The following is a 26,158-nucleotide window of genomic DNA, read 5'->3' on the forward strand; positions in this document are numbered from 1 at the left end:
TCAACGATAAAAGATAATCAATTATATTAGGTTTTTAATAACATAAATCAACTTCACTAACTAAAACTATTGCTTACTTTTGCATCTCCCATAAATTAAAATTCACTTATGAAATTACTATATTCTTATATAATCAAACATAAAATGCTTCTATTTTTTGCTTTGATTATGGCTTCTATCAACATTTGTTTCAGTTTATCAGACTCTATTATTACCGGTAAGTTAATGCAGGATTGCGGTGTAGGATTACACAAATATGCTGGAAATCCAACTGGTTTTATAAAATCTTTATCGTTCTGGCTTGGGCTTTCGCTTGGTGCTGCGATGATTTCCAGAATTACCAAAAATTTTCAGGATTATTTTACTAATGTTGTGATCCAGCGAACCGGAGCGCAAATGTATACGGATGGAATCAAGAAATCGCTTGATTTACCTTTTGCAGAATTTGAAGATCAGCGAAGCGGCGAAACTTTGAGTAAACTAACCAAAGTACGTTCTGATTCCGAAAAATTAATTACACTTTCGATTTCTTTGATTTTTCAAACCGTAATCGGATTTGTATTCGTGATCGTTTACGTTGCCCGCATTGATTATCGTATTTCGATTATCTTTTTAATCACAGCTCCAATTATTGCTTTGGTAAGTTCTTATTTAGGAAAAAAGATCAAAATTGTTTCTAAGAAAATCGTCAACCAAACCAATGCTTTGGCGGGTTCAACAACTGAAAGTTTACGAAATATCGAACTTGTAAAAAGTCTTGGATTAACTTATCAGGAAGAGAAACGTTTGAACTTAAATACGTTCAAAATCCTTCAGCTTGAACTGGAGAAAATCCGTTTTATTAGAAGTTTGAGTTTTATTCAGGGAACTACGGTTCACTTTTTAAGAACTTGTGTTGTTTTTACTTTGTATTATTTCTTATTTGGAAATAAAATTATTGTGGGAGATTTATTGACCATGGTATTTTTTACTTTTTTCATTTTTGGACCCTTACAGGAATTGGGGAATTTCATTATTGCGTTGAATGAAACGAAAGTTTCGATGGAGAACTTCAAAACCTTATTAAGTGCTCCAAAGGAATTCCGTCCAAAAAATCCAAAACACGTTGGAGCGATTCAGTCATTGCTTTTTTCTAATGTAAGTTTCCAACATAAAACGGCTAAATTCAAAGCGGTTGAGAACATTAATTTCGACATTAAACAAGGCGAAACCGTTGCTTTTGTCGGACCATCGGGTTCTGGGAAAACGACTTTAGTAAAATTATTGGTTGGATTATACACACCAGCCGAAGGTCAGGTTTTATATAATGATATTGACTCTACAGAAATTGATTTATTAGATCTTAGAAAACAATTAGGTTTTGTAACACAAGACGCACAATTATTCTCAGGAACAATTCGCGAAAATTTATTGTTTGTAAAGCCTAACGCAACCGATGAAGAGGTTTATGATGCCTTAAAAAGAGCGAGCTGTGAAAAGTTATTAAGACGCGCCGAAGACGGTTTAAATACCACTATCGGAGAAGGCGGAATTAAAGTTTCTGGTGGAGAAAAACAACGTTTATCCATCGCCAGAGCTATTTTAAGAAATCCTAATTTATTGATTTTTGATGAAGCGACTTCAGCATTAGATTCTATTACGGAAGAAGAAATTAACGCTACGATCAGAAACATTTCAGATAAAAACAGAATCACGGTTTTAATTGCGCACAGATTATCGACTGTAATGCATGCAGATAAGATATTTGTATTAGAACAAGGTAAAATCATCGAACAAGGGAAACATGAAGATTTAATTGTTGAAAGAGGTTTGTATTACGCTATGTGGCGTCAACAGATCGGGGAACGTAAATAAGTTTTTTTTAATCTCGCAAAGACGCAGAGTCGCAAAGTTTTTTTTTAAAGCTTTGCGACTTTGTTATTTAAACCAACTTTTTAAAAGTGTTTTTTTTAATCGCGCAAAGTCGCAAAGTTTTTGGCTGTGTACCTTTTACTAAAGATTATTAACTAATCTTGTAATACCAAATTTAATTAACGGCACATTAAAATTTATCAGCAAACCTAATTTCATTTTTGTTATTTTCAGATACGTCATAGTTTGTTTTGCATGAACTTCTGTTATTTTTTCAATTGATTTAATTTCTAAAATTAATTTATTCTCAATTATTAAATCGGCTCGAAAACCAATATCAAGTTTAATCTCATCCCAAACAACGGGAAGCATTTTTTGTCTTTCTACAAATAAACCCTTTTTAGTTAATTCGTAAAATAAAATTGCTTCATAAACTGATTCTAACAAACCTGGCCCAAGCTTCACATGCATTTTGTAACATACATCAACCACAATAGCTGATATTTCATTTTCAGTCATCTATTTAATTTAAAGTAAAAACTTACAAATATAAATTTATAAAGCAAAAAAAAGCCGCAAAGCTTAAAAAACTTTGCGACTCTGCGTCTTTGCGCGAATATAAAAAATTTTATTTCACAAACTCAACCGCGTGAGCCAAAGCCTCCGCGATTCCATCAACATTTTTACCTCCTGCAGTTGCGAAGAAAGGTTGCCCTCCTCCTCCACCCTGGATGTATTTTCCTAATTCACGAACAACTTGTCCGGCGTTTAAGTTTTTCTCTGCTACTAATTCTTTAGAGATGTAGCAGGTTAGCATTGGTTTTCCTTCTTCAGCTGTTGCTAGTACTAAAAATAAATTTTTAGACGAATTTCCTAATTCGTAAGCCAAGTCTTTTGCTCCTTCCGGATTCAAATCAACTTGCTTTGCTAAGAATTGAATTCCGTTGATTTCCTGCAATTCTTTAGCTAAATCATCTTTCATATTTTTAGCCTTATCTTTTAATAAAGCTTCCAATTGTTTTTTCAATTTAGCGTTTTCATCCTGCAATGAAATAACTGCTTTTATAGGATCTTGGGCATTTTTCAATACACCATTAATTTCTTTTAATTTATCCGCCTGACTTGCAAAATATTCTTTTACAGCATCAGCTGTAATTGCTTCGATACGACGAATTCCAGACGCTACAGCACCTTCGCTTACAATTTTGAAATACCAGATATCAGCGGTATTATTTACGTGAATTCCTCCACATAATTCCATACTGTCTCCAAATTTAATTGCACGAACATTATCTCCGTATTTCTCACCAAACAATGCCATTGCACCTTCTTCAACTGCTTGTTTAAAAGGAACATTTCTTCTTTCAATCAATGGCAATTGCTCCTGAATTCTCGCATTTACGAAATCTTCAACTTGCTGCAATTCTTCATCCGTTACTTTTGAGAAATGCGAAAAGTCAAAACGTAAATTCTTTTGGTTTACCAAAGATCCTTTTTGCTCCACATGCGTTCCCAAAATATGACGCAATGCCTGGTGCATTAAGTGTGTCGCAGAGTGGTTTGAAGCAGAACTTTTACGAATCGTTTTGTCTACAACAGCTCTGAAAGTTTCAGATAAATTATTTGGCAAATCTTTCGCAAAATGAATGATTACATTGTTCTCTTTTTTGGTATCAAAAATATAGATTACATCTCCGTTTGAAGCTTCAAAATATCCTTTATCACCCACTTGTCCTCCACCTTCCGGATAAAAAGGTGTCATGTTGAATACAATTTGGAATACTTCACCATCTTTAGCGCTTTCTACTTTACGGTAACGTGTAATTTTCACCTTCGCTTCCGTGTGATCGTAACCAATGAATTCTTCATCTTCATCATCAATCAAAATTTGCCAGTCTCCAGCTTTCACTTTTGAAGCAGCACGAGAACGCTCTTTTTGTTTTTGTAATTCCGATTCGAAACCTGCTTCGTCTAACTGCAATCCTTTTTCTGAAAGAATCAAAGCCGTTAAGTCAATTGGGAAACCGTACGTATCAAATAATTCAAAGGCTTTTTTACCAGAAATTGTTGTTTCTGCAGAATTTGAAATGATGTTTTCTAACAAAATCAAACCTTGATCTAATGTTCTTAAAAATGAATTTTCTTCTTCTTTAATTACGTTAGCACAAAGTGATTTTTGTATTCTGATTTCCGGGAAAGAACCTCCCATTTGTGTACTTAAAACTTCAACCAATTTATAAATAAATGGCTCTTTTGTATCCAAGAAAGTAAAACCGTAACGAATTGCACGACGCAAAATTCTACGAATAACATATCCTGCTCCTGTGTTAGAAGGCAACTGACCATCAGCAATAGCAAAAGCTACCGCACGAACGTGATCTGCAATAACACGAATTGCGATATTTACTTTTTCCTCTGCTTCGTTAGAAGCTTTAATTGTATATTTTGATCCTGTAATAGATTCAATTTCTTTGATCAGCGGTGTAAAAACGTCTGTATCATAGTTGGATTGTACATTTTGCAAAACCATACACAAACGCTCAAATCCCATTCCGGTATCAACGTGCTGCGCAGGTAATTTTTCTAAAGAACCATCCGCTTTACGGTTGAATTCCATGAATACATTATTCCAGATTTCAACTACGTGTGGGTGATCATTATTTACTAAATCTTTTCCTGGCGTAACTGCTTTTTCTTCAGAAGAACGAATATCAACGTGAATTTCAGAACAAGGTCCGCATGGTCCCTGATCTCCCATTTCCCAGAAATTATCTTTTTTATTTCCAAGTAAAATTCTGTCTTCAGCAATTAAAGTTTTCCAGATATCGTAAGCTTCCTGATCAAAAGGAACGTTTTCTTCTTCGCTTCCTTCAAAAACAGTTACATACAAAATGTCTTTATCAATTTTGTACACTTCTGTCAATAATTCCCAAGCCCAATTGATCGCTTCTTTTTTGAAATAATCTCCAAAAGACCAGTTTCCTAACATTTCAAACATGGTGTGGTGGTATGTATCTATACCAACCTCTTCAAGGTCATTATGTTTTCCTGAAACACGAAGACATTTTTGCGTATCGGCAATTCTTGGACTTTTTGGAGTTCCGTTTCCTAAAAAATATTCTTTAAACTGGGCCATACCCGAGTTGTTGAACATTAAGGTTGGGTCATCTTTAAGTACAATAGGAGCTGAAGGAACAATTGTGTGTCCTTTGCTCTCAAAAAAATCTAAAAATTGCTTACGTACGTCTTGTGATTTCATATTTTATTAATGTGACAATTTGATAATGTGCCAATTAGATAATTTGATAATGTGGCAATTTGATAATGTGATAATTAGATAATTTCAAACTAAAATTCATAGTTCAAAACAATAAATTACCTATTTAATACATTATCTAATTATCTAATTAACTCAATTATCTAATTGTTTTTTAAACTTGAAAAAAAGAGGCGAACAACTGAAACATTTACTAAATTTGTTCGACTAACTTATTTTACAAGCTGCAAAAATAGGGTATTTTAAAATATGGCGAAAGTAAAATATTATTACGACTCAGAAAATCTGGCTTATACGAAAATAAAAACCAGAAAAAGGGCGAAAGTTGGCTATGGATTGCTGTTTTTAGTAGCCTCGGCACTGTTTGGTTTCCTGGTTTTTGTTCTTTTAATTAATACTCCTTTTTTTGAAACGCCAAAAGATCGTTTGCAGGCACGTGAAATTGAGAATTTGAAATTACAATATGCTATTTTGAATAAAAAAATGGATGAAATTGACGATGTAACCGAAGCCTTAGAAAACAGAGACAATAATATTTACAGGGTTTATTTTAATAAAACAGAAATTCCGGATTCGATTCGAAAAGCGGGATTTAGAGATCCAAAACGATATAAAGATTTAGAAGGTTATAACAACTCACAATTGGTTTTGAAAACTACAAAACGAATTGACAAACTTTCGAAACAATTGGCGATCCAGTCCAAATCATTGGATGAAATTTTGAAATTGGCGAGCGTAAAAGGCAGTTTATTATTGGCCATTCCGGCGATTCAGCCCGTTCAGAATGAGAATTTGAAACGTGTTGCTTCGGGTTTTGGATATCGAATTGATCCTTTCACGAAAGTGCGAAAAATGCACAACGGAATGGATTTTACCGCCAATACAGGTTCTCCAGTTTATGCAACAGGAGATGGTGTTGTAGCAAGAGCTGATAATTCGGCTTCCGGATTTGGAAATCATGTGGTAATCAGGCATGGTTTTGGCTACGAAAGTTTGTATGCGCATTTAAGCAAATACAACTGCAGACCAAGCCAAAAAGTTAAACGAGGCGATGTTATTGGTTATGTGGGAAGTACCGGAAGATCTGAAGGTCCGCATTGCCATTATGAGGTTCATAAAGACGGAAAAGTCGTAAATCCGCTGAACTTTTATTACGGCAATATTTCGGCTGTAGAATATGTCGCAATTTCACAAATGGCGAACCAGGAAAACCAGTCATTAGATTAATACTTTAAAAAGTAGTATTTTTGGATTAAAATAGAAAATTAAGAAACATGCATATTGAGCTTTCAAAAGATAAAAGATATTACAGCATTGGCGAAGTAGCCAAAGCTTTTAATGTCAATGCATCATTGATAAGGTTTTGGGATAGTGAATTTGATATTTTGAAACCTAAAAAGAATGCCAAAGGCAACAGAATGTTTACGCCGGAGGATATTACAAATCTGCAATTGATCTATCATTTGGTTAAAGAAAGAGGTTTTACGTTAGAAGGTGCGAAAACACATTTAAAAGAAGGACAAAAGAAAACATTAGATAAATTCGAAATAATACGTAAATTAGAGACCATAAAAACACAATTAAACGAAATTAAGAACGAATTATAGTATATTTATTAAAAATTAGAAACAAACTTAAATTAAATACACATGAAAAGATTTTTGCCTTGGATTATTGGAGCTGTTGTTATCATTGGAATATACATGTGGGCTTCTGGAATTTATAATAAAGCAGTAACACTTGATCAGGAAGTGAAAGAAAGCTGGGGAAATGTTAACACTGCATATCAAAGGAGAAACGATCTTATCCCAAATATAGTTAGTACTGTAAAAGGATATGCTGAACATGAAAAAAGCACTTTAACAGCTGTAATTGAAGCTCGTGCTAAAGCTACAGGAATTACAATTGATCCATCAAACGTTACTCCGGAACAATTAGCGGCCTTTAATTCAGCACAATCAGGAGTTTCATCTTCTTTATCAAAATTATTGGTAAGTGTTGAGCAATATCCGAACCTGAAAGCAAATGAAAACTTCTTGAAATTACAAGATGAGTTAGCCAGTACAGAAAATCAAATCTTAACGGCCAGAACCCGTTTTAATGAGGCTGTTAAACCTTATAACAATAACATTAATACTTTCCCAAGAAATATATTAGCAGGAATGTATGGTCTTAAAGAAAAACCATATTTTGAAGCCTCTACGGGAGCTGATAAACCAGTTGAAGTAAAATTCTAAAAAATAATATTTTTGGTTGATGATTTTAGATTTCAGTTTAGTCTGGAATCTAAAATCTGAAATCTAATATCTAAAATAACTCCAATGTCAAAAGTAGAAGATTTTTTATCCAAAGAAGAGGAACAAATAATTGTTGAAGCCATTCGCGTGGCCGAAAAAAATACTTCTGGCGAAATTAGAGTACATATAGAAAAAACAAGTTCTAAAGCTCCTTACGATAGAGCTTTAGAACTTTTTCATGAATTAAAAATGGATGAAACCCAATTGCAAAATGGTGTTTTATTTTATTTTGCTGTTGAAGATAAAGCCTTTGCTATTTGTGGCGATAAAGGCATAAATGATGCTGTTGCTGATGATTTTTGGGATTGTACCAAAGACGCTATGACAGCACAATTTAAAGCAGGAAACTTTAAGCAGGGAATTGTTGACGGGATTTTAAACGCCGGTGAACAATTGAAAAAATACTTTCCGTGGTCTGAAGAAGACACTAATGAATTATCTAACGAAATATCAAAAGGTTAATGATGAAAAATTCCAACAATAAAATCCCAAATTCCAACGGAATTTTTCAATTTACTTTTTTGTTTATCGCACTTTTTATCTGCAATAGTATTTTTGCGCAGTTTACAATTCCGGAGAAACCAAGTTTTCAGACTTCGGTTTATGATTATGCCAACATTTTAAGTTCTACTGAAAAAGCACAATTAGAAGAAAAACTAGTTCGTTATTCAGATTCGACTACAACTCAGATTGTAATTATTACTATCGAAAGTTTAAAAGGCGAAGACGTAAGCCAACTGGCTACAAAATGGGGACAAACCTGGGGAATTGGAGGAACTGCGAAAGACGATAATGGTGTTGTAATTTTATTGGCAAAAAATGAGAAAAAAATTGCCATTAATCCGGGATACGGAGTTGAGGATCGTTTAACAGCAGGAATTGGCGGAACCATAATCAGAAATATTATTATTCCAGAATTCAAAGCAGGAAGTTTTTACAACGGATTGGACAAAGGAACTGATGCTATAATTGATGTTTTTAAAGGAAAATTCAAAGGAGAAAGAAAACAAACCAAAGGAAAAAGTTTCCCAATATTACCTTTCATTGTAATTGTTGTAATTGTATTAATTTTACTGTCTCGAAATAAAAGAGGCGGTGGAGGAAATTCTGGCAACAATGGCGGCGGAGGCCCTAGTCTGATGGATGTAATTCTACTGAGTAGTCTTGGAAGAAGCGGCGGAGGATTTGGCGGTTTCGGCGGAGGATCATCCGGTGGTGGTTTTGGCGGCGGAGCCGGAGGCTTCGGTGGGGGATTTGGCGGAGGCGGATTCTCAGGCGGAGGTTCTAGCGGAGGCTGGTAGCGTTTTTTGTTTCTTTTGTTTCAGGTTTGCTTCGCCAGTTCGGCTTGCAGCCTCGAGTCAAGTTTCAGGTTTTATACTGAAAATTAGTTTTCAGTTTTAAAATTATAATTCACAATTTATAATTCATAATTAAAATATAGATGTTATCACATAAAGCAAAATACGCCCTGAAGGCCTTACTTTATTTAGCAGAACAAGACGAAAATCACATTTCGAGAACGATCGAAATTGCTGATGGCGCTAACATACCTAAAAAGTTTTTAGAACAAATTTTATTGGATCTAAAACGAGGACGTTTTGTGAGTAGTAAGCAAGGAAAATTTGGCGGTTATTATCTGATAAAATCTAAAAATGATATCACTTTAGCTGAAATTCACCGTTTATTTGACGGTGCAATTGCGCTTTTACCTTGTGCTTCTTTAAATTTCTACGAGCCATGTTCTGATTGCAAAACCGAGTCAGAATGCAGTCTGCGTCACGGTTTACTTCTTATTAGAGACAAAACTTTAAAAGCAATGGAAGGCATTACAATCGCCTCATTGGTAAAGAAATAAAAAAATATTCTCTTAACCCTATCGATTTAATAGAATTTGTATATATTTGCCAAAAATAATTAACAAATCATTTACAAATTTTTATGAAAGTACATTCCAGTAAATCAGGTGTAACAAAAAATCTTTTGCAAAGTAATTATAGTCTATTCACAAGTGTGAAAAACAATTCATTTATGATGTGTATGTGTTGGTAAAAAAGTTTTTTTTAAATTTAAATTCTACTAATTACATATACTTAATATAAAAATGAAAAATCTATATAAAATATCACTTACAAGTATCTTTTTACTACTAGCCTTTACAACATCGTACGCACAAAATATTGAAGGTGTCGTAACAACATCCGAAAACATTCCATTAGAAGCAGTTAACGTTGTTATTAAAGGAACAACTTTCAGTACTAGTACTGATCCACGCGGAAAATTTTCAATCGATACCAAAGGAAAACTTCCGGTAACTATACTAGTTCAATATGTTGGTTATAAAACTACAGAAATAGAACTTAACGCTATTCCGGCAACTCCATTATTGGTAACTTTAAAAGAAGAAAATGAACTTGTAGAAGTTGTGGTTTCTTCAAGACGTAGAATCGAAAAAGTTCAGGATGTGCCAATTGCCATTTCTGTTATTACAGGAAAACAAGCAGAACAAACTGGTGCTTTTAACGTAAATCGTATTAAAGAATTAGTTCCTTCTGTTCAATTATATTCATCAAATCCAAGAAATACAGGGATTAACATTCGTAGTCTTGGTTCTCCATTCGGGCTAACAAATGACGGAATCGACCCGGGAGTTGGCTTCTATGTTGATGGTGTTTATTACGCTCGTCCGGCTGCTACGACTTTAGACTTTATTGATGTAGAGCAAATCGAAGTGTTACGTGGCCCACAAGGATCTTTATTTGGAAAAAACACCACTTCTGGAGCATTTAACATCACGACTCGCAAACCAAGTTTTACAACAGGTGCCGATTTTGAAGTGAGTTATGGAAATTATGCTTTCTTGCAAGCAAAAGCGTCTGTTACTGGTGCATTAGGGAAAAAAGTGGCAGGACGTATTTCGTTTTCAGGAACACAACGTGATGGTTTAATTGATAATGTGGTTACAGGAAGACCAACTAACACTTTAAACAATCAGGGAATTAGAGGTCAATTGCTTTGGACACCAACAGTAAATACCAATGTTATATTGGCAGCAGATATTACAACGCAGCGTCCAGACGGATATGCTCAGGTTGTTGCGGGTGTTGCTCCTACTCAAAGAGCTGCTTACCGTCAGTTTGATGCTATTATAAAAGATTTAAATTATCAGTTACCAAGCTTAAATGCTTTTGATCGTAAAATTGACCACGATACGCCATGGCGTTCAGGACAAGACATGGGAGGTATTTCGCTTAATATTGATACCAAAATTGGTGGCGGAACATTGACTTCTACTACAGCTTGGCGTTTTTGGAACTGGGATCCCTCAAATGATAGAGATTTTACAGGATTACAAGTATTAGCAAAATCACAAAACCCAACAAGACAAACTCAGATCACACAAGAAGTTCGTTACGCTGGACAGTTAACATCAAAAATCAGTGGAGTTGCCGGTGTATTTTTCATCGATCAAACTTCTCAGACAGACGGTACAGAAGAATCTGGTAATGCACAATGGAGATTTGCACAAAGTTCAACGAGCCCTTTATGGAAAACTCCGGGTCTTTTTGAAGGATACGGAATCAAAACCGATGCCAACATCAGAGCATCGAGTGCAGCAGTATTTGGCCAGTTAGACTGGGCTATTACAGAGCGCTTTCACGTTTTACCAGGTTTAAGATACAATTTCGACAAAAAAGACGCACATTATGCACGTACAACATATGGAGGTCTGCAAACAACCGATCCTGCGTTATTAGCTTTGAAAAAATCAGTTTACTCAGATCAGGCATTTGATTCCAGCACTGACAATACTGACTTTTCCGGAAATATAACTCTAACGTATAAAGCTTCTGACAAAATTAATGCTTATGCAACTTATGCGAAAAGCTACAAGCCAGTTGGTGTGAATGTTGCCGGATTGCCAACAGATTCAAAAGGACAGCCTTTGACCGATCTTGCTGTTATCAAACCTGAAAAAGTAAATCATTATGAAGTTGGAGTAAAAACTTCTCCTTTCAGAAATTCAATATTGAACGTGGCTTTATTTAATACAGAAATTAAAGATTACCAAACAAACGTACAGGCAGCTGAATTAGGTGTTAACCGTGGTTATCTTGCTAATGCAGATAAAGTACGTGTAAGAGGTGCTGAACTAGACGCAAGTTTTGTAGTGAATCAACACCTGACAATTAATGGTGCTGCAACTTATACGGAAGGTACTTATGTAAAATTTACAAATGCACCACTTCCTTTAGAAGAAACAGGAACTACTGTTGGAGGAGTTCAGGTAGCTTATAAAGATGTTTCAGGAACAGATTTGCCTGGTGTATCAAGATGGGCAGGATCTTTAGGAGGTGAACTTTCAGATAATGCAAGATTCTTTGGTAATGCTGGAAAGATTTTCTTGGCACTTGATTCCTACGCTCGTTCTGAATTCTCATCTAGTCCTTCTGCTTCAAAATATTTAGTAGTTCCAGGTTATGCGATTTTCAATGCTCGTTTAGGTTTCCGGGCATCTCAGGGATTATCAGTTCACTTCTGGGGACGTAACCTTTTAAACAAAGATTACTATGAGCAATTATTACCGGCCGGAGGAAACTCAGGACAATATGCAGGAGTAATTGGAGATCAAAGAACTTATGGAGTTACATTGAAATATTCATTATAAGAAATTATTTAAATTCCAAAATACAAAGCGAGGCAAGTTTAAGAACTTGCCTCGCTTTTTTATAATCACAAAAAAGCATTTTAAACCCATTTTAATCTTCCTGAAATACATTTTGATTTGTATATATTCGCAGCCTGAATTTATGTAAATGAAAATTCTTAGAATATTTCTTTTTGTTGGCCTCTTAAGTCAAGTGGGAATTGCGCAAAATAAACGCAATATCGACCAGCAAACGCTGACCTGGATTCGGTATTACAACATTTTACCCTTAACTGAGAAATGGGCTTTACACTCTGAATTTGATAATAGAAGTTTTTTAAATCCTATTCATGAAAACTTATTTGTGATCAGAGTTCAGGGAAGATACAGAGCAACTAAATTAGTCGATTTAGGTGGCGGCTTTGCCTTTTTTAATGTCAACACTCAAGATCCGCATTTTGATCCTGATTTTTCGGTTCCGGAATATCGTGCTCAGCAAGACATTACCCTGATCAATGATATTGCAAAAATCACATTCCACAATCGCTTTCAGTTGGAAGAACGTTTTATTCAGAAAGCAACCAGAACAGAATTACTTGATGATTTTTCTTTTTCTTTGCGATTCAGATACCGATTACAATCGACTTTTGATCTTTGGAAAAAAGAAAAACGAAGTTTAAAAGGCACTATTTCTGATGAAATCCTGCTTAATTTCGGAAAAGACAATAAGCAAAATACTTTCGATCAAAACCGACTTTATGCCGCATTGCGTTATCATTTCAATCCCAATATCGGTTTAGAATTAGGGTATCTCAAAAGCTTTCAGAGGCGCGCTAGTGGTATTGATTTTTATGATCGTGATATTATTCGTTTTACCGTTTATCATCGGATAAATAGGAAGCCTAAAATAAATAAATTTTAAAATTCTAACTCTTCAAATATTTCACTAAAACCTAAGGTGCTTTTGCGTTAGGGATTGAGGCGGTATCCTTTTATGAAGTGAAACGGAATAAAAGATATAGCCGAAAGCCCGACCGAAGGGAACGCCCAAATAATTATTCTTCTCTTTCTCTTTGTTTTCTTTTTCCGCCCTTTTCGGCTGCAAAATTTCCAATTTTATACGCTACTGAAAACATTACATAACGTTTTAAAACCGTATTCTCTTCGTCACGGATGGATGTCGCAGAAATTGTTCTGGTAGCACTTTGATTCTGGTTCAGCACATCATAAACTTTTATTTTGGCATACAGTTTTTTATCTAAAAATCCATAAGACAAACTCGTGTTCCAGAGAAAAAAATCTTTTTTGAAATCGCTGGAAATATTAGAATTATAAGTATAACCGAAATCATTACCGAAAATTAAATTTGCCGGCCAATAGCTTGTTGTTTGCAAATTAACTCTGTGCACTACATTTGAAGTTGCATCTCGTGTGTAATTCTCATATTTTGTTTCATTATAAGATAAACTGTAAGAAGGTGAAACTACCAGTAATTCGCCATATTCATAAGACAAATAAACTTTTGGTGTAACGGCTGTAGATTTAGCATTATACATAACAGCGTTTGTAAAACCTTTATCAAATGTATACGTTCCGTTTAGTGCCAGGCCATATCGCAAAACATGAGCATCTTTTTTAACAGACTGGTTCCAGTTTCCACCAACAGAAAACGTATATGTTCCGCTCGTATTTACATAAGTTGTTGTTCTTTTTCCACTCTCATCATAAAAAGAAGTTGAGTAAATATCTGTACTATAATAATCTCCTTTAGCATTCAAACTATATCCTGAACGTGTGCGGAAATCAAAATTTCTGAAGCTAAAATTAGCTGTGCTTTTTTCTACTGGTTTCAAATTCGGATTTCCTATAATTGTATTCAGCGGATTGCTCAAATTGGCAATTGGCAATAAAAAACTGGATGCCGGAAGTGTATTTGAATAATCGTATTTAAAAGCCAAATTTTTAGAACGGCTAAACTTGTACCTAAATTGAGCGGTACCAAATGGCAATGCATATTTTTTATTCAGATCAGTTTCTTTACCTAGATATAAACCATGATTATCATAAGCAATTATCGAAGTTTTAGTATCCAGATTTACTGTAAACTTATTTTTCTGCAACGTAATCCCGAATTTCGGGCTAACCGAATTTTGTCTTGAAGTGGTATAAGTCGTCAAAGATTCATTTATATCAGAATAAGATTGTGAACCCGCATCAAAATCAAAGGTTTTTTGATCCTTAATTTCATTTTTCCAATCAAAATCAGATCCAAATCTAATTCGCAAAGAATCGGTTATAGGTTCTGTATATTCAATGTCTAAAGAGTAAATATCATTCGTATTTCTATTGCTGCTCGTTTGATTTCGTTCATCATTTGGTTTATTGTCCTGATAAAAAATAGTCTCTGAAATGTTCAGCGCATCTGTATCGGCTTTTGTATTATTATTGTCAAATACAAAACTTAGGTTTCGATTTTTTTTCTCAAAAACTTTATTAAAATTAAGCGTATTGGCAAAATTAAGTGTATTATTTTCTTTGTGAGATTCGGCCGTGCTTTCGTTTAACGAAGCTCCATTTTCATCTTCAGAAAAACTGGACGACGACGAATCGCTATTGACACGGGTTTGATTAAATTTTGGCGTAAAAACAATTCGAGTCGTTGGATTGAGTTTATATTCTAACTCAAGATTAATCTTGTTTCCCGTATTTTCATTTCTTGTTTTGGCATCAGATTCGGTAAGAATATTTCCTGTTGGCAAAAAACTCAGCTGATTCGCTTTACTGTCATTATTAGTGATTGTGTTCGAAAAATTATAGCTGCTTGAAACTGCCAAATCTTTATACCAATCGTCTGAATAATTAATTCCGGCCAAATTAGACTGGGTAATTCCTTTTCCGCTTGTAGTACTTTCTCTATTGGCATTATTGTTTCTGCCGCCGCCCATATTATCAAACACATCGTCCATAGAAAAACCGGTCGAATTAATATTATTTGAAGAAGCTAAAACACTTATTTTTTGTTTATTATTGAAGAAATTCAGCATCAGACTGCTTTCATAACGATCATCTGAGCCATAACCGCCAAGCATTTTTCCGAAGAAACCTTTGTTTTTCTTTTCGTCGATTGTGAAATTTATGGTAGAATTATCTGAACTCGATTCTTGTTTCGCCAGTTCTTCTTTTTTTGTTTTGAAATCCGAAACCTGAACCTTTTTTATAATTTCAGCTGGCAAATTTTTTAAAATCATAGCGCCGTCTTTATCAAAAAAAGTTTTTCCATTGACTAAAAACTGCGTCACTTCCCTCCCGTTTACAGTAACTTTTCCGTCGTTATCAACATCAACCCCAGGTAATTGCTTTAATAAAGTTTCGACATTGGCATCCGGGCGGACTTTATATGCCGAAGCATTAAATTCTAATGTATCTTTTTTAACTGCAATTGGCGGAGCTTCCGTTTTAATAATTACATTTTCTAAAGCATTTACATTCTCAAGCAAATACAATTTTCCAAAATCTTTGCTTTCCAGAAGTGATTTCTGCTCTTCAACCAGCGTTTGATAACCCATATAATTGATTTTCAAAAAAACAGGTTTATCGATTTTTTTTGTATTGATGCGGAAAACACCATTTTTATCCGTAGTAGCATATTCAATCACTGTAGAATCTTTTACGGTTGTAAAATAAACAGTTGCCATTTCGAGAGGAAGCTGTGTATTGATGTCAATAACCGTTCCTTTGATCAGGATATCGTTCTGGGCATTTGCCGTGTAACAAAAAAGAAAAAACAATAAAAGAGAGAGGGATTTGGTCATAAATAGCTGGTTAATAATTATAAGACCAATAAAGAACGCAAAGGTTTAATTTTCAATTTTAAGATTTTCGAAATTTCTATAATCTCCAAAAAAAAATCCCCGCTAAAACGGGGATTTTTTTATTATTTCTCTCTAATATAAATGTCGATCGGCACTCCTGCAAAGTCCCAATTTTCTCTAATTTTATTTTCAAGATATCTTTTGTATGGTTCCTTAACGTATTGTGGCATGTTGGCAAAAAACACAAACTGAGGCGTTAAAGTTGGCAACTGCATACAATATTTAATTTTCACATACTTACCTTTTGTAGCTGGTGGCGGATAAGCTTCAATTACTTTCAACATGTATTCGTTGAATTTTGAAGTAGCGATTCTTTGTTTTCTGTTTTCAAAAACCTGAACTGTAGCTTCTAATGCTTTCAATAAACGTTGTTTCGTTAAAGCCGAAACGAACAAAATTGGCACATCAGTAAAAGGCATTAATTCTTTTTTGATTTTCTCTTCGTAATCGCGTGTTGACATAGTATCTTTTTCAACCAAATCCCATTTGTTTACTAAGATTACAACACCTTTACGGTTTTTCTCAGCCAGCCAGAAAATACTCTGATCCTGACCTTCAAATCCACGGGTTGCATCGATAACCAATATACAAATATCTGCATGTTCAATCGCACGAACTGAACGCATTACAGAATAAAATTCTAAATCTTCCTTCACTTTAGCTTTACGACGGATTCCCGCAGTATCTACCAAGTTAAATTCAAAACCAAAACGGTCAAATTTTGTATCAATTGCATCACGAGTAGTTCCTGCAATATCCGTAACCATGAAACGTTCCTTACCAATTAAGGCATTGATAAAACTTGATTTACCAGCATTAGGACGACCTACAACAGCAAAACGAGGTAAAACCACTTCTTCCTGAACTGGCTCTGGTTTTACTGGGAAAGATTCGATCAAAGCATCTAATAAATCTCCAGTTCCACTTCCTGAGATACTTGCAAATGTGAAATATTCACCTAAACCAAGGTTATAAAATTCAAGCGCATCTTTCTCACGCATTGCATTATCAACCTTATTCACAGCCAATAAAACTGGTTTTGTCACTTTACGCAATAAACGTGCAACAACATCATCCATTGGTGTAATTCCTTCTTCTACATCAACCACAAAAATAATAACATCAGCTTCGTCGATAGCAAGCTCCACTTGTTTACGGATTTCTCCTTCAAATACGTCATCAGATCCGCGAACATATCCGCCGGTATCAATTACAGAAAACTCTTTTCCGTTCCACTCGCTTTTACCATAGTTTCTATCACGGGTAACCCCAGATACAGAATCTACAATAGCTTCTCTTCTTTGTATCAGCCTATTAAAAAGGGTTGATTTCCCTACATTAGGTCTTCCTACTATCGCAACAATGTTATTCATTTTTTTGAATTTTTGATTTTAGACTTTAGATTTTTGATTTTAGTATCCCATAATCAATCACTTATATATCCAAAATGCTTTATTTTAATTTTTTGCAAAGGTAGTTAAAAAAAGTTGCTGAGATGCTAAGTTTCTAAGTACCTAAGATTTTTATTATTTTTCCTGTTATTTTGAGGTTTTTTTTAGGAGCAATTTCCTGCTATCCGTTTCAATCTTTTCTGCCGAACCCCGGCAAAAAAGGATTTCCACTTCTATCAGGGCTAGAGATTCGGGATATTAAGAACTTTTTCGTCTCAAATTTCAAAACCTAAAACAATTTACTCGTTCCAATTTCGCATTTCAAACTTGAAACCTGAAACTTTAAACCTGAAACAAAACAAACCTCTATTGATTATACCCGAAACGTTTCAACATATTAGCGTTGCTTCTCCAGTTTTTGTTCACTTTAACAACCAATTCAATGTGAATTTGCTTTCCGAAGAATTTCTCTAAATCTGCACGAGCATCGGTTCCTACTTTTTTAAGAGCCGCACCTTTATGTCCAATGATAATTCCTTTTTGGGTTTCGCGTTCTACCATAATGATAGAACGAATTCTGATAATTTTTTCGTCTTCAAAAAACTCTTCCGTAACGATTTCAACCGCATATGGAATCTCTTTGCTGTAATTCAACAAGATTTTCTCACGAATTGTTTCGTTTACGAAAAAACGTTCTGGTTTGTCTGTTAATTGATCTTTTGGATAATATGCCGGAGATTCTGGCAATAGAGAAATAATTCTGCTGAAAACTTCCGGTACATTAAAATTCTGTAAAGCCGAGATTGGGAAAATTTCAGCATTAGGTACTTTCGCTGTCCAAAACGCTACTTGTTCCTCTAATTGTTCCTGATTGGAGTTATCAATTTTATTCAACAACAACAAAACCGGAATTTTAGCATGGATAATTTTATTAAAGAAAGCTTCGTCCTTTAAGTCCTGCTCCCCTATTTCGACCATGTAAACCAAAATATCAGCATCTTCAAAAGCCGATTTTACGAAGTTCATCATCGACTCCTGCATTTCATAAGCCGGTTTGATGATTCCTGGGGTATCTGATAATATAAGTTGAAAATCTTCGCCATTCACGATTCCAAGAATACGGTGACGAGTTGTTTGTGCTTTTGATGTAATGATTGATAATCTTTCTCCAACAAAGGCGTTCATCAATGTTGATTTTCCAACGTTTGGATTCCCGATGATGTTTACAAAACCTGCTTTATGTGACATTTGCATATTATTTATTTTACAAAGGTAGTCATATCAACTCAATACAGAAAATAAAACATTTTTTAAAGTTTTCGTTGGATTTCTCAAAAAACGGCGTATCTTTGCACCCGAAACATCGCGGGATAGAGCAGTAGGCAGCTCGTCGGGCTCATAACCCGAAGGTCACAGGTTCGAGTCCTGTTCCCGCTACTAAGTAAAAGCTTCAGAGAAATCTGGAGCTTTTTCGTTTAAGCTAGAAACGCAAAAAGTCAAGAGACTTTTATCAGGTTTACAACTTATAAGAAACAAAAAAATTACGCAAAGTCTAAAGAGACATTTACGCAGCTTTTTTTGAGAACACTTGGAAGAGCAGAGGGAATTAAATGTTCTATCATTTTTGTAGAATCTGAACCGAAATTCATTTACTTAATTTTTTAAAGATTTGTTTGGTTGTAAACGATATAAAAATACACAAGCTATTAGAAAAAAGAGCGTAGTTATCAGGGATCCTTCAAAACCAAAATCTCCTCCACTTAAAAAAAATGGTTCTGCAGGAACATAATCTAAAATGCTTATTACCTTAATGCCACTGATACTACTACCCAATACACAACCAATCGAAAAATTCCAAAAAGCATGTATAAAACTTGTCAATACAATTGAATTGCTTTTTAAGTATATTATACTAAAAAAAACACCAGCTATCGCAACATTAAATAAACCTACAATATTAATATTTGGATTGAATAAATGAAAAAAGCTAAAAAATAGAGAAACTAGTATTACATCTTTAATTGAAATATCATTAACCAGAGTTTTATAGGGAATAAATCTGAAAAGAATTTCCTCTAATAATGCCGAAAAAAATATCAAAATAAAATAAATAATAATTTCAATATCCCAATTATAAAAATCGTATACCTTAATTAATTTAAACACAATTAAAAAAGAATATATAAACAAAGGTATTAAACAGGTAAGTAAAATTGTATTATTGTATAAACCTTCACCAACAAAATTAGTTTTAAAATTACTATATAATTTTTCTTTCTTGAATAAATATATTATATATATCAATTGAGGACAGAAAGTAGCTATCCATATTTTATAACTGAATGTTTTTGTATTTAAATCTTCAAAAGCAATAAAAAGAAAAGGTATAGATATACAAGAAATGACTAAAAAAGCTCTAATATAAAAGTTTACTATTTTTTTCATATTGAAAATTAAATCATTATCATCCGACACTCACTACAACGTTCCTAGGTAACGCTTCGTAAATATTCCCGCTACTAAGCTAAAGCTTCAGAGAAATCTGGAACTTTTTTTGGATTACTTTAAAAAAAACTTTGCTTTCATGAGCGATACGCTCGAGCCAACAGCACCAATTTTTACTTAGTTTCCTTTTCTATTTCTTTAATTATTTCTTTAGCAGCTTTTATTTGTTGGTCATATACTTGGACAATTTCGGTTGATATTCCTCCTAATATATTTAATCTGGTAATATTTGAGTCATCAATTAGAGACTCCATCCCCTTATCTGTGACTCTTAATGATGTTTCAACAGATAAATTACCAAAAAACTTTTCGGCATTAGCTAATCTAAGCATATTTTGCTGATAGTATTTAAGAATTGCTGATTTCAATTTTTTATTTTCTATATAGCCTATTTTTCCGCTTGACTTAAACCCATCATAATCACCGGTAGAGGTTTCTCTATTAATAAATGGTGGCAAGGGATTGATTTTTAATTTTTTAAACTCTTCATAATCTGATTTATACTGATTGACTTTTTCTAAATTTTTATTAAAGCTTTTCAGCCTTGTTGAATACGTTTCCATAAGAAGAATATCCTGATTCAAATCCTGATTCAAATCTGTTAAAAATTCTCTTGCCTCTTCTCTTTGATGACTTTTTTCACTCATACTATGAAACCAAATAGAAATCGTAACAGCAAAAACAATTATGCATATTTCTACGATAATTTCCTTTACTTTCTCTCCAAATGTGTGTTCTGTATTTTTCACAGTTTTGTAAATTTTTTTTGAATGTTTCGTTATTTCTTCTTGCATTTTGTTTTTGTAAAATGTTATTCTGTTAAAGTTGTACGCTCGCCAAACACTGGTTGTGCGTTCGTTTTTTTATTTATTCTCTTCCTTGTCAATTTCTTTTATAATTTCCCTCGCTTGCTTAATAGCATCTTCATAAGGTTTTTGATTGTATTTGGTAAAATCATTAATACCTGACAAAATTATCTTTGTCTTCTGTTTTAGCACAGTTTTATTTATATCCTCATCTTCTTTTCCACTTAGTAATAAATCTACATATTTTGAAGTGAGTTTGTCGTATGATGCTTCGACATGCACTATCTGTGGAATAGTTTGCTGATAATAACTCAAAATCTCATTTCTTACGTTTTGATTTTCTATAGTATTTATTTTTCCACTAGATTTAAAGCCTTCATATCGCCCATTATTTACTATTGTATTAATGAGATTTGTACCGGATTGGATCTGTTGATGATTCGCTTTAATACTGTCTATCTTTTTTGGTGTAAGATGCAAAGCAAATGATATTTGTTGCTGCGTTTTATCTAGTTTTTTTTTGGTCTCTTCTAGGTTTGAAATGTCATTTTGCAAATCTTCTTTCAACCCAATTAAAAATGTTTGCGCATCTTTATGTTCATGTCTTTCTTCGCTCCAGGAGTGAAGCCAAATTGAAAGTGAAACTGCAAATACGATGATTAAAATTTCAGCAAATACTTCCTTTGCTTTTTCTTTGAAAGAATGTTTTTTATTGTTCATCTCTGAATAGATTTTTTTTGAGTGTTTTATTATTTCGTCTTGCATGTTTTGGTTTTGTAATTTTAACTCTGGCTTTTGATGGCAGTTTATTTTAGTACGCTATTTACTTCAACGACTTCAAAATCGTCATTATTTTGCAGTAAGTGTTTTAATATCGGAATATGTCCTTGTCCAAATATTAGTATAACGTATTTATCCTTTGCATTTACTTGCGTAATTACATTAGCATAAATCGCTAAATTCCTCAAATACCACTCAGAAACTGCTTCCGCACCAATATAATTCTCTCCTGCTCCAACTTTTACCATATATTTTAAGTACAATGATAAATTTTTCTGCAAAAGTTCTTTTGTATTTAGATATTTTAGTATTCCGGTTATTGAATTTAGTTTTACGACACCATCTATTTCAGCCATAAAGTTTTTCGCTGTAGTACCTAATTCATTTAATAGATATAACTGATTTTTTTCTTTAGCCGTTGCAGCTAGTAAACTGTCCTGTTTCATTAGATACAAAACATCAACACAATTAATCTGTTTTAAATTTAATTTTTTAGCTAATCTAAAACCAATTTGCTCTCGTTCAGAAACACTTAATTTATACTTGTTTTCTAAATACGAATTATACAAACTATCAAATTGCTTTTGCTGCTTAAATGGTTTTTCTATCATCACTTTATCAGCATTTGTTCGTTTTAAAGTTTCGGTCAATTCTTCCAATTCCTGCTGTCTTTTCGGAGCTAGAAAATCGTCTGTTTTTAATTCATGCGCATCTAAATGAGGTGTTTCGAAGTGAATTGTCCCAATTAATAAGATCTTAGTTTTATGTTTAGATTCTTGTGCAAATGTTGTTGTTACAATTAAAAGCGTAATTAAAATTGTACAAAGTGTTTTAAGGAAAGTCATTTTTTTAGTTTATTTTTTTATGGTTGTCGTTATCCCAAATTACCCCTAAGATTAATTATTTCCATCGCCCGAAAGTGACGCACAACATCTTAGTTACACAGGATTTGGAATTGAAGAGGTGAGTTTTTCATTCGTTTTTTTGCAATGTCAATACTACTCAAAAAAAACAAGTAAGCATTACGGTTTCACGTAAAGTCCGTTTTTTTTGTTCGATCTGAAATAAAAAAAGAAAAGTATCGAATTAAATAAGTCATAAAAGCCATTTCAATCGAAATCTCCTTTACTTTTGCCAAATGTTAGAAATTCTTTACCAGGACGAATATATTATAGCAATCAATAAACCAAGTGGATTGTTGGTTCACAAATCATTTTATGCGCGCGATGCAAAAGTGTATGCTATTCAGGAATTGAGAAATCAAATAGGCCAACACGTTTATCCTATTCATCGTTTAGACCGCAAGACATCTGGTGTTTTGTTATTCGCTTTGAATAAGGAGGTTTTGAAAATTATGAATGATCGTTTTGCCACACGCGAAGTCGAAAAAAAATATTTAGCCATTTTACGTGGCTGGTCGCCTGATGAACTAACGATTGATTATGATTTAATCAATGATGATGACATTAAACAAAATGCCATAACCTACTTTCATCGTTTGCAAAATGCCGAAGTTGACTTAGAATTTAATAATCGACCAACATCACGATATTGTTTAGTAGAAGCGATTCCGGAAACGGGACGAATGCATCAATTAAGAAAACATTTCAAGCATATTTTTCATCCTATTTTAGGAAGTCGTCCACATGGCTGTAACAAACAAAATAAATTATGGCTGGAGAATTATAATCTGACCGGAATGATGTTGCATGCACATCAGTTAGTTTTTAATCATCCAATAAAGAATGAACAACTAATCCTAAATGCAAAGATTAATGAAGAGTTTAGCAGAGTTGGTACTGTTCTTAATCTAGATTTGAGTAAGTATAAATAGTTAGGATATTTTATAAATTTATAATTTCGAAGAAAAAAAATGCGCAAATTTCACCTATAAATTTGCGCATTTTTTCATGGAATACTTCGGAAAGTTCGATTATTACCAAATTGTTATTCTGTCTTTCACTGGTAAAAACATTTTATCTCCAGGTTGCACATTAAATGCTTCGTAAAAAGGTGTCGTATTCATTAGAGGACCATTAACACGCCAATTTGGTGGAGAATGCGGATTATTGTTAATCCACAAACGCAGGAACTCGTCTTTCATTTTTACTCTCCATATTTTGGCTATAGAAATAAAGAAGCGCTGGTCTGGAGTAAAACCGTCAATTTTTGTATTCCCTTGTCCTTCTTTAGTCATTTTAAAAGCATCATAAGCAACTGCTATTCCGGCAATATCTGCCGTGTTTTCACCAACTGTCATGGCGCCATTAATATGTAAATCGCCTAAAACAGTATAGGTACTGTACAAATCAATAACCTGTTGTATTCTTGATTTAAACTGCGCATAATCCTCTTTTGTCCACCAGTCTTTCAGGTTTCCATCTTTATCATATTGAGCCCCCTGATCATCAAAAGTATGGGTTATTTCGTGACCTATCACCATTCCGATACCTCCATAGTTAAGTGCATCATCTGCATTATTATCAAAATATGGGGGTTGTAAAATACCTGCAGGAAAAACAATTTCATTTGCAGTAGGGTTGTTATATGCCGTAACTGTTGGCACTGTAGTATACCACTCTGATTTATCAACTGGTTTTCCCAATTTTGCCAATTGAAATTGATAGGCAGCTGCAGCGGCCGAAACCATATTCTCAAAATAGGTATTTCTGGCTATCTGCACATTACTGTAGTCTCTCCATTTATCCGGATATCCTATCTTCTTAGTCATCGCTGCCAATTTTTCTTTAGCCTTTTGTTTCGTAATGGTACTCATCCATTCCAATTTATCAATTCTTTTGGCATACGCTTTTTGCAGATTATTCACGAGAACCAACATACGTTTTTTGGCATCTTCTGAAAAATACTTCTTTACATACAATTCACCCAACGCTTCGCCTAGGTAATTGTCCACGACATTCGCCATTTTTTCGCCACGTGATTTTTGAACAGCTTGACCAGAAAGCACTTTTGTATACTCAAATGAGGCATCTACAAAAGGTTTACTTAAATCATCTGCATATCTTATTATAGAATTTGCTTTCAAATAAATTTTCCAATTATTAATGGGGATCGTTTTTAAGAGCTTATTAAGGGCATCATAATAGGCTGGCTGACCTACATTAATGAAATCGGTTTTAGTTCCTAAATTATTTAAAAAAGTAGTCCAGTCTATATTGGGATGTCTTTTTACAAGATCTGTCACAGCCATTTTATTATAATTTGCCTGCACATCCCGAAGTTCGACTTTTGTTTTATGCGAAACGGCGAGTTGTTTGTCAATATCGTAAACCAAATTAGCATTCTTTGTAGCTTCTTTTGCATTGCTGCCTGTTTGTTGAAATAATGTAGCAAGGTATTTTTTGTATGATTCCTGTATGGCAACAGTTGATGAGTCTGATTTGAAATAATAGTCTCTGTCAGGCAAACCGATCCCCGTTTGATAGATTTGGGCAATGTTCATACTGCTGTTTTTATCATCTGGTCCTACTCCAAAACCTATAATAGAAGAATTATCTACTTTTTCTTCATTAACTACAAAGTTCATTAAGGACGGTAAATCATTAATTGCTTCAATTTTGGCAAGCAAGGGTTTGATCGGTGTATAACCGCGTTTGTCAATGGTTACAGTATCCATACCTGATGCATAAAAGTCTCCCACCTTTTGTGCTATACTTCCTGCTGGATTCTTGCTTTGTGAAATACTGTCCAATATTCCCTGCAGGCGCATTCGTTGTGGATAATTCATAAACATATAGGCACCAACTCCGGCTTGAGACGCGGGTATTGCAACAGAATCATACCATTTGCCATTTACATATTTAAAAAAATCATTGCCAGGTCGCAATGTGGAATCTATTCCAGTGATAGCAATATTTTTTTTCCCTTCATGTTTTGAACAAGATGTAAAAGCTAAGAACGCAATGAATAGTATTAATGAATTTTTCATAATCTAGATTATTTCTATTAAAATGAACCGAAAAACGTTTGAAAGCAGATATTCAAAATGTATATATCTGGAATAGTTAATTTTAGCAGAACAATATACGAATTCAGTTTTTAATTCTAAAGTTTTTATAAGAATTACCACTTATAAAATCAGAATTATAGGCCGGTATTTATCGTTAATGTAGTAATCCCCTGCCTACTAAGTGTTCCCCATTCCTACTGCGCAATCCCGAAAGACTTCGGGATGAACTTTGGTCATTATAAACAAATATAATTGAAAAATAAAGACAAGATAAAGTCGCTACTTCAAAGCTGATATCCTTTCTAACTGTTTTTTTATTAATCAAAATTTACGCAACTTTTCACAAAAAGTATTTCTGAAGAAGATCTAAATCTAGAGAATATTCTTTCAAAATATTTTTTTTCTCATTTTTTTTGAAACTCTTCTTTTTAATGAAAATATGAATGCAACTGTTTTTCTTCCATTTGTAGTCCAAAACAACGAATTATTAATCAAACAAATACATTTTAATTTTCCGAATTTATCTAAGATAGAAATTTAGAAATATGATAAATTCGGAAAGATTAAAAATAATTTTCTGAAAAATTATTTTTGTGTATTCTAAAATTATTTGCATTTTTGCACCCGCAATAGCAAAGCAGGCCCGTTCGTCTATCGGTTAGGACGCATGGTTTTCATCCATGTAAGAGCGGTTCGATTCCGCTACGGGCTACTAGCTAACACAAAGCTTCAGAGAAATCTGGAGCTTTTTTTATGCAGTAAAT

Annotated in this window: 20 protein-coding genes and 2 tRNA genes; 12 read left to right on the forward strand and 10 right to left on the reverse strand. The window is 33.8% G+C overall.

What is annotated here, in order from left to right:
- The first annotated feature begins 108 nt into the window (after window positions 1-108).
- A complete protein-coding gene (locus BUA98_RS19065) occupies window positions 109-1,854 on the forward strand; it encodes an ABC transporter ATP-binding protein (protein ID WP_072975136.1) in 1,746 nt (581 codons plus the stop codon).
- A gap of 138 nt (window positions 1,855-1,992) precedes the next feature.
- On the opposite strand, the gene BUA98_RS19070 is transcribed toward BUA98_RS19065, so the two are convergent.
- Together BUA98_RS19070 and alaS are read right to left on the reverse strand one after the other, a co-directional pair.
- The gene (locus BUA98_RS19070; RefSeq protein ID WP_072975138.1) at window positions 1,993-2,370 is read right to left on the reverse strand and encodes a GxxExxY protein; all 378 of its coding nucleotides are present in this window, start codon (window positions 2,368-2,370) and stop codon (window positions 1,993-1,995) included.
- A 109-nt stretch (window positions 2,371-2,479) separates the two neighbouring features.
- Complete coding sequence (gene alaS / locus BUA98_RS19075; RefSeq protein WP_072975140.1) at window positions 2,480-5,110, reverse strand: alanine--tRNA ligase; 2,631 nt, start codon at window positions 5,108-5,110, stop codon at window positions 2,480-2,482.
- 267 nt (window positions 5,111-5,377) lie between these two features.
- On the opposite strand from alaS, the gene BUA98_RS19080 reads away from it, so the two are divergent.
- From BUA98_RS19080 to BUA98_RS19115, 8 genes are all read left to right on the forward strand, one after another.
- Window positions 5,378-6,355, forward strand: coding sequence for a peptidoglycan DD-metalloendopeptidase family protein (locus BUA98_RS19080; RefSeq protein ID WP_072975142.1), 978 nt, complete (start codon window positions 5,378-5,380; stop codon window positions 6,353-6,355).
- Window positions 6,356-6,402: 47 nt separating this feature from the next.
- Window positions 6,403-6,735: a MerR family transcriptional regulator gene (locus BUA98_RS19085; RefSeq protein WP_026985753.1), complete on the forward strand. Its 333-nt coding sequence runs from the start codon at window positions 6,403-6,405 to the stop codon at window positions 6,733-6,735.
- Between the two features lie 42 nt (window positions 6,736-6,777).
- Window positions 6,778-7,365 carry a LemA family protein gene (locus BUA98_RS19090; RefSeq protein ID WP_072975143.1) on the forward strand — a complete coding sequence of 196 codons (588 nt, stop codon included), beginning with the start codon at window positions 6,778-6,780 and terminating at the stop codon, window positions 7,363-7,365.
- Window positions 7,366-7,449: 84 nt separating this feature from the next.
- Window positions 7,450-7,887 carry a TPM domain-containing protein gene (locus tag BUA98_RS19095; RefSeq protein ID WP_072975145.1) on the forward strand — a complete coding sequence of 146 codons (438 nt, stop codon included), beginning with the start codon at window positions 7,450-7,452 and terminating at the stop codon, window positions 7,885-7,887.
- 2 nt (window positions 7,888-7,889) lie between these two features.
- A complete protein-coding gene (locus tag BUA98_RS19100) occupies window positions 7,890-8,726 on the forward strand; it encodes a TPM domain-containing protein (protein WP_072975538.1) in 837 nt (278 codons plus the stop codon).
- A gap of 140 nt (window positions 8,727-8,866) precedes the next feature.
- On the forward strand, window positions 8,867-9,280 hold the full coding sequence (locus BUA98_RS19105) for an RrF2 family transcriptional regulator (RefSeq protein WP_072975146.1): 414 nt from the start codon (window positions 8,867-8,869) through the stop codon (window positions 9,278-9,280).
- Between the two features lie 246 nt (window positions 9,281-9,526).
- Complete coding sequence (locus BUA98_RS19110) at window positions 9,527-12,091, forward strand: TonB-dependent receptor (protein ID WP_072975148.1); 2,565 nt, start codon at window positions 9,527-9,529, stop codon at window positions 12,089-12,091.
- Between the two features lie 148 nt (window positions 12,092-12,239).
- Window positions 12,240-12,992, forward strand: a complete 753-nt coding sequence (locus BUA98_RS19115) for a DUF2490 domain-containing protein (protein WP_072975150.1) — start codon at window positions 12,240-12,242, stop codon at window positions 12,990-12,992.
- 133 nt (window positions 12,993-13,125) lie between these two features.
- Here BUA98_RS19115 and BUA98_RS19120 read toward each other — a convergent pair whose 3' ends face one another.
- The 3 genes from BUA98_RS19120 to era form a co-directional block, all read right to left on the reverse strand.
- Window positions 13,126-15,882 (reverse strand): outer membrane beta-barrel protein, encoded by a 2,757-nt coding sequence (locus tag BUA98_RS19120; RefSeq protein WP_072975152.1) that lies wholly within the window; start codon window positions 15,880-15,882, stop codon window positions 13,126-13,128.
- Between the two features lie 122 nt (window positions 15,883-16,004).
- Window positions 16,005-17,315: a ribosome biogenesis GTPase Der gene (gene der / locus BUA98_RS19125; RefSeq protein WP_026985745.1), complete on the reverse strand. Its 1,311-nt coding sequence runs from the start codon at window positions 17,313-17,315 to the stop codon at window positions 16,005-16,007.
- Between the two features lie 384 nt (window positions 17,316-17,699).
- Window positions 17,700-18,581, reverse strand: a complete 882-nt coding sequence (gene era / locus BUA98_RS19130) for a GTPase Era (protein WP_026985744.1) — start codon at window positions 18,579-18,581, stop codon at window positions 17,700-17,702.
- A 116-nt stretch (window positions 18,582-18,697) separates the two neighbouring features.
- On the opposite strand from era, the gene BUA98_RS19135 reads away from it, so the two are divergent.
- Window positions 18,698-18,770 (forward strand) — tRNA-Met (locus BUA98_RS19135).
- A 216-nt stretch (window positions 18,771-18,986) separates the two neighbouring features.
- Here the strand turns inward: BUA98_RS19135 and BUA98_RS19140 are convergent.
- From BUA98_RS19140 to BUA98_RS19155, 4 genes are all read right to left on the reverse strand, one after another.
- The gene (locus BUA98_RS19140) at window positions 18,987-19,778 is read right to left on the reverse strand and encodes a CPBP family glutamic-type intramembrane protease (protein WP_072975154.1); all 792 of its coding nucleotides are present in this window, start codon (window positions 19,776-19,778) and stop codon (window positions 18,987-18,989) included.
- 173 nt (window positions 19,779-19,951) lie between these two features.
- The gene (locus BUA98_RS19145) at window positions 19,952-20,632 is read right to left on the reverse strand and encodes a DUF6090 family protein (protein WP_072975155.1); all 681 of its coding nucleotides are present in this window, start codon (window positions 20,630-20,632) and stop codon (window positions 19,952-19,954) included.
- A gap of 69 nt (window positions 20,633-20,701) precedes the next feature.
- On the reverse strand, window positions 20,702-21,409 hold the full coding sequence (locus tag BUA98_RS19150) for a DUF6090 family protein (protein ID WP_072975157.1): 708 nt from the start codon (window positions 21,407-21,409) through the stop codon (window positions 20,702-20,704).
- A 41-nt stretch (window positions 21,410-21,450) separates the two neighbouring features.
- A complete protein-coding gene (locus tag BUA98_RS19155; protein WP_072975158.1) occupies window positions 21,451-22,269 on the reverse strand; it encodes a DUF5694 domain-containing protein in 819 nt (272 codons plus the stop codon).
- Window positions 22,270-22,562: 293 nt separating this feature from the next.
- Between BUA98_RS19155 and BUA98_RS19160 the strand changes: the two genes are divergently transcribed.
- On the forward strand, window positions 22,563-23,258 hold the full coding sequence (locus BUA98_RS19160; protein WP_072975160.1) for a pseudouridine synthase: 696 nt from the start codon (window positions 22,563-22,565) through the stop codon (window positions 23,256-23,258).
- 102 nt (window positions 23,259-23,360) lie between these two features.
- Here BUA98_RS19160 and BUA98_RS19165 read toward each other — a convergent pair whose 3' ends face one another.
- Window positions 23,361-25,373, reverse strand: a complete 2,013-nt coding sequence (locus BUA98_RS19165) for a M13 family metallopeptidase (protein WP_072975161.1) — start codon at window positions 25,371-25,373, stop codon at window positions 23,361-23,363.
- A gap of 661 nt (window positions 25,374-26,034) precedes the next feature.
- Between BUA98_RS19165 and BUA98_RS19170 the strand changes: the two genes are divergently transcribed.
- Window positions 26,035-26,106, forward strand: a tRNA-Glu gene (locus BUA98_RS19170).
- Window positions 26,107-26,158 lie beyond the last annotated feature (52 nt).

It is taken from the genome of Flavobacterium saccharophilum, from assembly GCF_900142735.1.
Taxonomy (GTDB): Bacteria; Bacteroidota; Bacteroidia; order Flavobacteriales; family Flavobacteriaceae; genus Flavobacterium; species Flavobacterium saccharophilum.

Coding starts and splice junctions, on each gene's coding strand:
- BUA98_RS19065 (WP_072975136.1), top strand. CDS start 109: ATGAAATTACTATATTCTTATATAATCAAACATAAAATGCTTCTATTT.
- BUA98_RS19070 (WP_072975138.1), bottom strand. CDS start 2,370: ATGACTGAAAATGAAATATCAGCTATTGTGGTTGATGTATGTTACAAA.
- alaS (WP_072975140.1), bottom strand. CDS start 5,110: ATGAAATCACAAGACGTACGTAAGCAATTTTTAGATTTTTTTGAGAGC.
- BUA98_RS19080 (WP_072975142.1), top strand. CDS start 5,378: ATGGCGAAAGTAAAATATTATTACGACTCAGAAAATCTGGCTTATACG.
- BUA98_RS19085 (WP_026985753.1), top strand. CDS start 6,403: ATGCATATTGAGCTTTCAAAAGATAAAAGATATTACAGCATTGGCGAA.
- BUA98_RS19090 (WP_072975143.1), top strand. CDS start 6,778: ATGAAAAGATTTTTGCCTTGGATTATTGGAGCTGTTGTTATCATTGGA.
- BUA98_RS19095 (WP_072975145.1), top strand. CDS start 7,450: ATGTCAAAAGTAGAAGATTTTTTATCCAAAGAAGAGGAACAAATAATT.
- BUA98_RS19100 (WP_072975538.1), top strand. CDS start 7,890: ATGAAAAATTCCAACAATAAAATCCCAAATTCCAACGGAATTTTTCAA.
- BUA98_RS19105 (WP_072975146.1), top strand. CDS start 8,867: ATGTTATCACATAAAGCAAAATACGCCCTGAAGGCCTTACTTTATTTA.
- BUA98_RS19110 (WP_072975148.1), top strand. CDS start 9,527: ATGAAAAATCTATATAAAATATCACTTACAAGTATCTTTTTACTACTA.
- BUA98_RS19115 (WP_072975150.1), top strand. CDS start 12,240: ATGAAAATTCTTAGAATATTTCTTTTTGTTGGCCTCTTAAGTCAAGTG.
- BUA98_RS19120 (WP_072975152.1), bottom strand. CDS start 15,882: ATGACCAAATCCCTCTCTCTTTTATTGTTTTTTCTTTTTTGTTACACG.
- der (WP_026985745.1), bottom strand. CDS start 17,315: ATGAATAACATTGTTGCGATAGTAGGAAGACCTAATGTAGGGAAATCA.
- era (WP_026985744.1), bottom strand. CDS start 18,581: ATGTCACATAAAGCAGGTTTTGTAAACATCATCGGGAATCCAAACGTT.
- BUA98_RS19140 (WP_072975154.1), bottom strand. CDS start 19,778: ATGAAAAAAATAGTAAACTTTTATATTAGAGCTTTTTTAGTCATTTCT.
- BUA98_RS19145 (WP_072975155.1), bottom strand. CDS start 20,632: ATGCAAGAAGAAATAACGAAACATTCAAAAAAAATTTACAAAACTGTG.
- BUA98_RS19150 (WP_072975157.1), bottom strand. CDS start 21,409: ATGCAAGACGAAATAATAAAACACTCAAAAAAAATCTATTCAGAGATG.
- BUA98_RS19155 (WP_072975158.1), bottom strand. CDS start 22,269: ATGACTTTCCTTAAAACACTTTGTACAATTTTAATTACGCTTTTAATT.
- BUA98_RS19160 (WP_072975160.1), top strand. CDS start 22,563: ATGTTAGAAATTCTTTACCAGGACGAATATATTATAGCAATCAATAAA.
- BUA98_RS19165 (WP_072975161.1), bottom strand. CDS start 25,373: ATGAAAAATTCATTAATACTATTCATTGCGTTCTTAGCTTTTACATCT.